General features: G+C 48.1%; 2 protein-coding genes. Both read right to left on the reverse strand.

Features of this window, described 5'->3' with window-relative positions; genetic code table 11:
- Positions 1 to 334 (reverse strand): aminotransferase class I/II-fold pyridoxal phosphate-dependent enzyme (locus R7Q48_RS29465; RefSeq protein ID WP_318133909.1); only part of this gene is annotated, 334 nt, incomplete at its 3' end.
- A gap of 15 nt (positions 335 to 349) precedes the next feature.
- Positions 350 to 578, reverse strand: a 229-nt coding sequence (locus tag R7Q48_RS29470) for a histidinol dehydrogenase (RefSeq protein ID WP_318133911.1), incomplete at its 5' end; no start/stop codon positions are given.

Consider the following 578-nt stretch of genomic DNA (forward strand, 5'->3'; position numbering starts at 1 on the left):
CACTGATTGCGTACATACCGTAAGTCGGTGGGCAGTACAAAATCGCGTCTTGTCCTGGCTCACAGAAAGCGCGAACTAAAAGCTCAATACCTTCGTCAGCGCCACGAGAAGTAAGCGTCTGTTCTGGCTTTACACCCGCGTAGGCAGCGTAAGCAGAAATAAGCGCTTTTGGCTGGCATTCGCTGTAGCGGTTTAGGCGAGCAAAATCGGTTTTATACTCATTATTAAATGGAGATTCATTGGCGTTGAGCCAAACGTCACCCGTGCCGCCAATTCGGCGAGCAGATAAATACGGGGTTAATTCTTGAACTTGTTTGCGTGCTAGCTTTTCCATCTCTTTACTCTCTTATTATCTATTTTTGGTCAGCTTTTCTACTCGGATGGTGACTGCACGTTTGTGAGCGTCGAGACCTTCCGCCTCCGCCATCGTAACCACAGTCGGAGCGAGATTCTGTAAACCTTCAGCCGATAACTCTTGCACTGTCATTCGTTTAGAAAAGTCGGCAAGGCCAAGGCTTGAGTAAGTACGAGTATACCCGTAAGTTGGAAGCACGTGGTTAGTTCCCGACGCATAATCA

The sequence above is a fragment of the Vibrio sp. 378 genome, assembly GCF_033339435.1.